We start from the raw sequence: 8,306 nt of genomic DNA on the forward strand, positions 1-8,306 counted from the left end.
AGCTGAAGCTCGTGATTGTTCGCGATATGTGGCTGACTGGTTTCGATGCACCGAGTATGCACACGCTCTACATCGACAAGCCAATGAAAGGCCATAACCTCATGCAAGCGATTGCACGAGTGAACCGTGTCTATAAAGACAAGATTGGTGGCTTAGTTGTCGATTACCTTGGTATCGCATCTGACCTGAAAGAAGCACTTTCATTTTACTCTGAAGCGGGTGGTAAGGGTGACCCTGCATTAGTGCAAGACGAAGCTGCAACCATTCTACAAGAGAAGCTCGAAGTGATTGATGGCATCATGCATGGCTTCAATTACCAAGAATACTTCACAGCCAATACTTCTCGTAAGCTCAACATTATCCTCGAAGCAGAAGAACACATCTTAGGTGTAGACCAAGGAGAAGGTAAGACTCGCTTCCTGACAGCAGTTGCAGCGATGTCACAGGCATTTGCTTTAGCAGTGCCTCATCCTCATGCGATGGAAGCAGCACCAGTGGTTGCCTTCTTCCAAGCAGTGAAAGCGCGACTTGCGAAGTTCAGTGATGGCTCAGGCAACGTCTCTGGCATGAGTAATGCTGAGCTTGAAGCCAAAGTAAAGCAAACCATTGACCAAGCACTTGTTACAGAACAAGTGGTCGACATCTTCGATGCAGCAGGAATCCAGAAGCCAGACATCTCAATTCTCTCAGATGAGTTCATGCAGGAGATGAAAGGCTATCAGCATAAGAACATTGCACTTGAAACATTGAAGAAGCTCCTTGGTGATGAGATCAAGGTAAGAGAACAGCGGAGTGTCACGCAAGGTAAAAAACTCATGGATATGCTGAGCTCTGCGATCAAGGGCTATCAAAATAAGGTGCTGACAGCAGCCGAAGTCATTGATGAACTCATCAAGTTGGCTAAGGCAATCCAAGAGTCAGACAAGCTGGCAGAAGAACTCAACCTGACTGAATACGAATATGCATTCTACTCAGCAGTCGCAGACAATGACAGTGCTAGAGAGTTGATGCAAAAGGATATTCTTAGAGAGCTTGCAGTTGTCCTCACAGACTCGATTCGTAAGAATGTAACCTTGGATTGGACTGTTAAGGAATCTGCGAGAGCGAAACTCAGAGTTATTGTGAAACGATTACTCAAGAAGTATGGCTATCCACCTGATATGGCTTTGCTTGCAACAGAGACTGTCTTGGAGCAGGCGGAGCAATTGGCGGATGAGTTATCTGCCGCTTAATTTTTTGCAATCAAATTGAAATTATTACAAAACTAGATTAGTTCTACATAACAACTAATCTAGTTGCATATCATACCTCGAGGCCTAACTCTTTGAGAACACCAGCATACTTTCTGACAAACTCGACATCTTGTAGTTCAATCAGAAGCCTTTTCTCTAGATCAGCATAGCTTTCCCCTACTGCAGCTTTTTTGCTTGCAAATGGATCATGGTGAGCTAGCTTGTTGGCAAAGAATTGAATCTGTTTATCTGTCAATTTCTTAGGTTTATTATGCGTAATTGCATCCACAGGTTGCTTAGGTTTGAATGAAAAAGAGAAACCACTAATCTGAAAATAGATATTCTCAATGTCTTAAAGAACTTAATTCAAGAAAATAGCCTATGTAGAATAGGTATTCTTACTCCTAAAAGTTATAAAGATTGACAATATAATAAAAAATATTATATATTAATCTGTTTTTTATAACTAAAAATTATGTATAGACAAACATTTAATAAGAACAAAAACAACTTCAAATAAAAAGAGATATAACTATGTATTCAGTATTCATCATTACCAATAAAAAAAAATTTGTATTAGCAACATATAACGACTTCAACCCAGAACTGTCATATCAAACAAAGCTACAGCTTATTCTAAATGGACCTACTGTTCCTGTAACTGCATTTGAAAATACTTCAAAGCTGCTGAAGACTTTGAAATTAAAACTTATAAAAGTGGTATCGACAATGCTTTAGAAGCAAGCTTAGAAGTCAACAACATTAATCTGGTACAAGCCAATAAGAAAGCAACAGCAGATGCTCGTGTACCTGTATTACCAAAAACAAGAAAGCCACGTACTAAGAAGACAACAAATGAAGATCAAGGGCTGTAAGCGTCAAGCCTTCCTAGATCAAGCTGTACTGAATGGCGGTCAACTCTTCTACCTAATAAAATGCTGGAACAAGGAAGAGTCATTTTACAAGCTCGGCATAACCATGAACAACATACTCACCAGATACGGTACAATTCGCTCTATGCCATACGAATGGGAGATCCTACTAGAACTAACCGATACAGCAGAAGCAGTCTATGACATAGAAGTAACGTTCAAAACAGAAATGAACGACTACCACTATAAGCCTAAAATTTCATTCAACGGATCAGGTACAGAATGCTATACTGAACTATCTGAAGCTTTACAACAGCTTATAAAATGACCATTTTAAAAATAATTCTAAGTTCAATTCTGGTGTTTGGTTTACCAATATTGACACATGCAACTCCAGATTACGTTTATGAATATCCCACAATAGAATTAACTAGTCGTGAACAAGTTGTACGTGAGCTTGCTTTGTATGAACAACTTCAGATGCGGGATGGCCAAATCAATGTAAGATCTAGAGATGAATTAGAAAGAAAAGCTAATTTGTGCAGGTCAAATTTCGTTCATTATAATTTTATAGCCCAAATACAAAGAAATTTAAAAGTAATTAATGCAGGAATAAGTGACGACTACGCTTATAGAACATATATAAAACCTGCGGAAAAAGAAATTGAGAAGAATAATAGAGAAGTAGGTAGAGACTGTAGGGATGTTTTGAAAGAAGACAAGACAAGATATAAAAAATTACTAGGGATTAAATAATGAAAATTAAGACTACCCTACTCTCTCTTTTGGCTGTATCTAGTATCTCAACTAGCTACGCTTATAACACTGTATACAAATACACTGAACCGAAGGCTGAACAATCTAGAGATGTTTTTTACCAAACTTTAGGACTTTTCGCTGAGTTAAAGAATGAAAAATACATTAGTTCTCTTCTTATTAAAGATCCAAGAAACAACATTGTTAATAAAGATAAAAGATACAAAGTGAAATTATGCGAACTGGTACAAGTTATAGAAGATGAGAAAGCTTATATAATAGCTAATAGAGTTACGCAATCAGGATCAGTTATTGGTTTAGAAAAATATCAGGATCAGTTAGAAAAAGAAATTGGTGAAAGCTGCGAAGAGTTGTTTAAATGGCGCAATGGGTGAATCACAATATATAGTGGTTTAAATTAAATAAAAACACTACATATAGTATTTAGGACTTAAGATTTATAAAATAGTGTGATATATTTCTCATTACTTATTTAGAACGACTTAGGCTAAGTAAGAGTAATACCAAACTAGGTCAGTCATTTATATATCCTTTATCTCATCCTTACTAATCTGCTTATTCAGGTAGGCAGATCAGACATCCTTATTTCCTTTTTAGCTTGGAATAGTCTATCTCTTTCTATGTAAGCGTCCGCTGAACACACCTTCTGAATTCATCCTATAAGCCTTAATTTAGTCCCCACTTAGAAACAAGTGGGGACTTAAATTTATGACTACAAATAATCAGACATCCATCGCATCTCTTGCGAAAAAACGAAGAACATACAGTGCTGAATTTAAACAGCAGATCGTTCAGGCTTGTAAAGCACCGGACGTTTCAATTGCTTCAGTCGCTTTGCAACATGGATTGAATACAAATCTTGTATCCAAATGGATTCGCTTAATTGATGCTAAGCCAGGGAGTGATTGCTCACCACTACCGAATAAACCTGCATTTATTGCCTTATCTTGCTCTGCACCATTAGATCCTACTCCTACTGACATGTTAAAAGTTCAAATTACTTTACCCCACTCAAAAGCAGAAATTGGCTTGAAATGGCTGACATCAGAAATACCTGCCTTGGCAGAATTACTCAAGGCACTGGCAACATGATCCGTATTGATGAAATCTGGTTGTCTACTCAGCCCATGGACATGCGTGCAGGTATGGATACGACCATGGCTCAGGTGGTGAGAGCCTTTGGCTACATCAAACCGCATTGTGCTTACCTGTTCTGTAATAAACGTGGCCATCGCATGAAAGTGTTGGTACATGATGGACTGGGCATCTGGCTGTGTGCCAGGCGGCTGGAACAGGGAAAATTCCACTGGGCTAAAGTTCACCAAGGTGAAACCGTGGCCCTCAGCCCGGAACAGTTACAGGCATTAATCCAGGGTTTGCCCTGGCAGCGCATTGGACGACAGCAAGTGGTAACAATGCTCTAAACCAAGCTCGGCTATTCTGCTATTCTCCAAACGTTCTATTTCCTCTGCGTCATGACCTCAGGCATACTGCGGTCATGAATACGCTGCCTGACTTAAGCCAACTGACCCATGAACAACTGCTGGAATTTACCCGGCAGTTGGCGATGCAGCATCAGTCTCTGGCACAATCAAATCAAGAATTAGAAAAATCAAACCAGCAATTGGATGCCAAAGTTCAGCATCTTTCTATTCTCAATCAAAAATACGAGCATGAACTCGCACTATTTAAACAGCACAAATTCGGCAGTAAAAACGAACATCTCACTGCAAAACAAATCCATCTCTGGGATGAAGCGGTCGAAGAAGATATTGCAGCCGTTGATCTGGAACTGGAACGGCTGAATGCAGATAAAACCGATGCAGCGACACACAAAGCCAAAGCAAATAAACCTAAACGTCGACTGCTGCCCGATCATCTACACACCATTCGTATTGAGCATGAACCAGCATCAACCCAATGCAGTTGTGGCTGCCAGTTACGTCGTATCGGCGAAGATATCAGTGAAAAACTGCATTTCAGACCGGCACAGTTCTATAAGGAACAGCATGTACGTGGCAAATGGGTCTGTGATCAGTGTGACACCCTGACTCAGCAAGCGATGCCCGCCTATGTGATTGATAAAGGCATTGCTTCACCTGAACTGCTCAGCCATGTGCTGGTATCGAAGTATGCCGATCATTTGCCGCTGTACCGTCAGCGCCTGATCTATCAGCGGGCGGGCATTGATCTGTCCAGATCCACGTTATCTGACTGGATTGGTCGCTGCGGTGTGGAACTGGAACCTCTGGCCAATGCCTTAAAACAGGTGGTGCTGCAACAGCGGGTGATCCATGCCGATGAAACGCCGGTCACCATTATGCGGATGGGTGAGAATGAGAAAAAACCGAAGAAAGGTTATGTCTGGGCCTATGCCACCACACAGTACAATCCAGTTCAAGCGGTGATCTATGACTTTCAGGATAGTCGTTCAGGCCAGCATGCTGAAGAGTTCCTGAAAGACTGGCAGGGCCATCTGGTCTGTGATGATTACAGTGGTTATAAAGCACGTTTTAAATCAGGTCAGGTGATTGAGGTGGGCTGCATGGCCCATGCACGTCGTAAATTCCATGAACTGCATGTAACTGGGAAAAGTCAGGTTGCTGAACAGGCATTAGTGCTGATTCAGAAACTGTATGCGATAGAAGCAGAACTCAGGAAAAAGACCGATGGTACAGCGGAAGACCGCCGCGAATACCGACAACAGCATAGTCAACCAGTGATGCAACAACTATATGAATGGCTCAACCAACATCATCTGACAGTGCCATCGAGTTCTCCTACCGCCAAGGCTATCAATTACACTCTGAAGCGTTGGCCAGCTTTAAGCCGCTATTTGGATGATGGCAATCTACCGATTTGCAATAATTGGGTAGAGAATCAAATGCGACCTTGGGCCTTAGGGCGCAAGAACTGGCTGTTTGCTGGCTCGCTGCGCAGCGGCCAGCGAGCGGCGAATATCATGACTTTAATCCAGTCAGCAAAGCTGAATGGCTTGGATCCGTATGCCTATTTAAGTGATGTGCTGAAAAGGCTGCCGACACATAAAGTGACCCAGATTGAAGAGTTACTGCCACATCGCTGGAAATCCAACTCAAATTAAAAAATAGGCATGGGGTTCAGCGGACGCTTACTTTTCTTTTGCAAAGCCATCCATTAGAATAGCCTCACATTCTTCTTGTTTAGTTAGTTCCATGATTCAGTTAGACCAACTTTCCATTCGTCGCGGTGGGCGTGTTTTATTTCAAAAAGCATCTATGCAATTGCATCCAGGCTGGAAAATCGGCTTAACCGGTGTAAATGGTGCGGGTAAATCGACTCTTTTTTCTGCGCTTTTAGGTGGAATGGAATCTGATGGCGGATCCTTAACTCGTCCTGCAGTATGGACCGTCGCTCATATGGCACAAGAAATCAAAGCACTCGATATGAAAGCGATTGATTTCGTTCTTTCAGGCGATGAGGAATATTGGGATATACAACATAAACTTGAACATCCAGAACAATTAGACAATGAAGCATTGGCACACTTATATGGCCGATTTGATGAAATCCATGGCTATACAGCTCCATCCAAAGCCTCACAGCTGATGGCTGGCCTGGGATTCTTTGAACATCAGTCCCAGCTCAATGTTTCAAGCTTTTCAGGTGGTTGGCGTATGCGTTTAAACCTTGCGCGTACCCTGATGAGCCGTTCTGACCTGTTATTACTCGATGAGCCAACCAACCACTTAGACTTAGATGCGATTTTGTGGTTAGAAGATTGGTTAAAAGCTTACGAAGGCACACTGATCTTAATTTCACATGACCGTGATTTCTTAGATGCGGTGACTGATCATATTTTACACATCGAAAATCAAGAGCTGACGCTTTACACCGGTAACTATTCAACCTTTGAACGCACCCGTTCTGAGCGCTTGGCACAACAACAACAAGCCTATGAAAAACAACTCGAAACTCGTGCGCATCTCCAAAAATTTATTGACCGTTTTAAAGCCAAAGCGACTAAAGCTAAGCAGGCTCAAAGCCGTATTAAACAATTAGAACGTATGCAGGAACTTTCTGCCGCGCATGTCGATACGCCATTTACCTTTAGTTTCCGTGAGCCAACCAAAATGAGCTCGCCGCTGTTACAAATGGAACATGTCGATATTGGCTATGGTGACAAACTGATTGCCACCAATGTGAATTTACAGATTACCCCAAACAGTCGCATTGGTTTACTCGGGATGAATGGTGCGGGTAAATCAACCTTAATTAAATCCTTGGTTGGTGACCTTCCCTTATTACAAGGGACGCGCAAAGCCTCGGAACTGTTAAATATTGGCTATTTTGCACAGCATCAAATGGATGCTCTAGATGGCAATGCCAGCCCAATGTTGCAATTATCTCGAATCGCTGACAAAAAAATCAGTGAAGCGGTATTACGTTCATTCTTAGGTAGCTTTGGTTTTAGTGGCGAACGCATGGATACGCCAAGTGAAGGATTTTCAGGCGGTGAACGAGCACGATTGGCTTTAGCTTTGATTGTTTGGCAGCGTCCCAATGTTTTAATTCTAGATGAACCGACCAACCATTTAGACCTTGATATGCGTCATGCGCTAACTATGGCATTACAAGACTTTGAAGGCGCTGTGGTTTTGGTTTCGCATGAACGTCAATTGATTGCCAGTGTTTGTGACGAATTATTATTGGTACATCATGGGAAATGTCGCGAATTTGATGGTGACCTCGTGGCTTATGCCGATTGGCTGCGTCAAGCACGGATCGACATGATGAAAAATAGTCAACAAGCCCCGACTCCCATCAAATCTCAAGTTGAAACTAAACCGACGATTTCCAAAGTCGATAAAGAAGCGCAACGTAAAGAAGCTGCACGTCAGCGTGAATTGACCCGCCCGATTCGTAAAAACATTGAAAAAAATGAAGCGCAAATCAGCAAAATTCAGCCACGCTTAAACGAAATCGAGGAATTATTAGCAGACAGTGCTTTATATGAAGCCAGTCGTAAAGATGACTTACTCAAACTAATGAATGAGCAAACAGAATTAAAAGCCAAACTTGAATCTGTCAAAGAGCAAATGCTTGAATTAATGATGGAATTAGAAGAAATGGAAAGTAGTTTTGAAGCTTAATTTAAAAAGCAAAACCGTAAGCGTCCGCTGAACCCCCATGCCTATTTTTTAATTCGATTTAGGTTTCCAGCGGTGTGGTAGCAATTCTTCAATCTGAGTCACTTTATGTGTCGGCAACCTTTTCAGCACATCACTTAAATAGGCATAGGGATCCAGCCCATTCAGTTTTGCTGACTGGATTAATGTCATAATATTGGCTGCTCGCTGACCGCTGCGCAGCGAACCTGCAAATAACCAGTTCTTACGTCCCAACGCCCAGGGGCGCATCTGGTTTTCCACCCAGTTATTGCAAA

The 8,306-nt window shown here is 41.8% G+C and carries 8 protein-coding genes and 1 pseudogene; 7 read left to right on the forward strand and 2 right to left on the reverse strand.

The features are described 5' to 3' along the window. Window positions 1–1,232: type I restriction enzyme endonuclease domain-containing protein (locus tag FTV52_RS13680; RefSeq protein ID WP_257221776.1), on the forward strand; the 1,232-nt coding region annotated here is incomplete at its 5' end. A 70-nt stretch (window positions 1,233–1,302) separates the two neighbouring features. Here FTV52_RS13680 and FTV52_RS13685 read toward each other — a convergent pair. Then, a pseudogene (locus FTV52_RS13685) lies at window positions 1,303–1,560 on the reverse strand (hypothetical protein); the annotation flags it as partial. Window positions 1,561–2,428: 868 nt separating this feature from the next. Here FTV52_RS13685 and FTV52_RS13690 point away from each other — a divergent pair. The 6 genes from FTV52_RS13690 to FTV52_RS13715 all read left to right on the forward strand — a co-directional run bounded on the left by FTV52_RS13690 (window position 2,429) and on the right by FTV52_RS13715 (window position 8,013). After that, complete coding sequence (locus FTV52_RS13690; RefSeq protein WP_179991001.1) at window positions 2,429–2,860, forward strand: hypothetical protein; 432 nt, start codon at window positions 2,429–2,431, stop codon at window positions 2,858–2,860. Next, entirely contained in the window at window positions 2,860–3,255 is a 396-nt protein-coding gene (locus FTV52_RS13695) for a hypothetical protein (protein ID WP_179991002.1), read from the forward strand. The genes FTV52_RS13690 and FTV52_RS13695 overlap by 1 nt, the downstream gene beginning before the upstream one ends. 334 nt (window positions 3,256–3,589) lie before the next feature. Then, window positions 3,590–3,973 carry a transposase gene (locus tag FTV52_RS13700; protein ID WP_179991003.1) on the forward strand — a complete coding sequence of 128 codons (384 nt, stop codon included), beginning with the start codon at window positions 3,590–3,592 and terminating at the stop codon, window positions 3,971–3,973. Continuing rightward, the gene (gene tnpB, locus FTV52_RS13705) at window positions 3,970–4,305 is read left to right on the forward strand and encodes an IS66 family insertion sequence element accessory protein TnpB (protein ID WP_179991004.1); all 336 of its coding nucleotides are present in this window, start codon (window positions 3,970–3,972) and stop codon (window positions 4,303–4,305) included. The genes FTV52_RS13700 and tnpB overlap by 4 nt, the downstream gene beginning before the upstream one ends. Before the next feature lie 74 nt (window positions 4,306–4,379). Then, window positions 4,380–5,984, forward strand: a complete 1,605-nt coding sequence (locus tag FTV52_RS13710; protein WP_179991005.1) for an IS66 family transposase — start codon at window positions 4,380–4,382, stop codon at window positions 5,982–5,984. A gap of 91 nt (window positions 5,985–6,075) precedes the next feature. Beyond that, window positions 6,076–8,013 carry an ATP-binding cassette domain-containing protein gene (locus FTV52_RS13715; RefSeq protein ID WP_179991006.1) on the forward strand — a complete coding sequence of 646 codons (1,938 nt, stop codon included), beginning with the start codon at window positions 6,076–6,078 and terminating at the stop codon, window positions 8,011–8,013. Window positions 8,014–8,061: 48 nt separating this feature from the next. Here the strand turns inward: FTV52_RS13715 and FTV52_RS13720 are convergent. Beyond that, window positions 8,062–8,306: transposase domain-containing protein (locus FTV52_RS13720; protein ID WP_179991007.1), on the reverse strand; the 245-nt coding region annotated here is incomplete at its 5' end.

Source organism: Acinetobacter sp. YH1901141, assembly GCF_013416935.1.
Taxonomy (GTDB): Bacteria; Pseudomonadota; Gammaproteobacteria; order Pseudomonadales; family Moraxellaceae; genus Acinetobacter; species Acinetobacter towneri.

Coding starts and splice junctions, on each gene's coding strand:
- FTV52_RS13695 (WP_179991002.1), top strand. CDS start 2,860: ATGAAAATTAAGACTACCCTACTCTCTCTTTTGGCTGTATCTAGTATC.
- FTV52_RS13700 (WP_179991003.1), top strand. CDS start 3,590: ATGACTACAAATAATCAGACATCCATCGCATCTCTTGCGAAAAAACGA.
- FTV52_RS13690 (WP_179991001.1), top strand. CDS start 2,429: ATGACCATTTTAAAAATAATTCTAAGTTCAATTCTGGTGTTTGGTTTA.
- tnpB (WP_179991004.1), top strand. CDS start 3,970: ATGATCCGTATTGATGAAATCTGGTTGTCTACTCAGCCCATGGACATG.
- FTV52_RS13715 (WP_179991006.1), top strand. CDS start 6,076: ATGATTCAGTTAGACCAACTTTCCATTCGTCGCGGTGGGCGTGTTTTA.
- FTV52_RS13710 (WP_179991005.1), top strand. CDS start 4,380: ATGAATACGCTGCCTGACTTAAGCCAACTGACCCATGAACAACTGCTG.